Origin of the sequence: Oceanivirga salmonicida (assembly GCF_001517915.1) — a bacterium.
Taxonomy (GTDB): domain Bacteria; phylum Fusobacteriota; class Fusobacteriia; order Fusobacteriales; family Leptotrichiaceae; genus Oceanivirga; species Oceanivirga salmonicida.
Genome location: NZ_LOQI01000107.1, coordinates 2,540 through 3,103 on the forward strand (window position 1 = coordinate 2,540; position 564 = coordinate 3,103).

A 564-nucleotide genomic window follows, 5' to 3' on the forward strand; every position below is an offset into this window, starting at 1 on the left:
GAAGAAGGGTATCATATTTATGATTCAGATATAAGAGAACGTGAAATTGAATATACACCAGAAAAAGTAAAAGCATTAAAAGAGTTATATAAAGAGTTTGAAAAATACTATAATAAAGATACTTTTACATTTGCAATATATGATTAAAATTATAAAGGGAATTTAATATGTTTTTAATATAATCTATAGTTGAAAAATTTACTAATAAAAAAATTAGAATATTAAAAAAGGAGCAAAAAGATGATAGAAAGTAAAGATAGATTTTTTACATATTTATTCTTCTTTATTTTTCTTTTAACTCCACTATCCTGTTATTTAAATCATAATAATAAAGGATATAAGAAAAAGGTAATTAAGGAATATAAAGAACAAAAAAATATAATAATGAATAAGAATGAAATATCGGTATACCATTATAGTTCTTTTGGAGTACCGCAAGCATCAGGTTATATTGTAGAACATAATAAACCAAAAGAATTAAAAACAAATTATTTTAAAATAGATTATGAAAGTCAATGGAAAAAAGATGATTTGAAACTAGATATTCATTATGTTAGAGAAAAA

The 564-nt window shown here is 20.9% G+C and carries 1 protein-coding gene; it reads left to right on the forward strand.

Annotated features, from left to right (window positions below):
- Positions 1 to 240: 240 nt before the first annotated feature.
- Positions 241 to 564 (forward strand): hypothetical protein (locus AWT72_RS08305; RefSeq protein ID WP_156413123.1); only part of this gene is annotated, 324 nt, incomplete at its 3' end.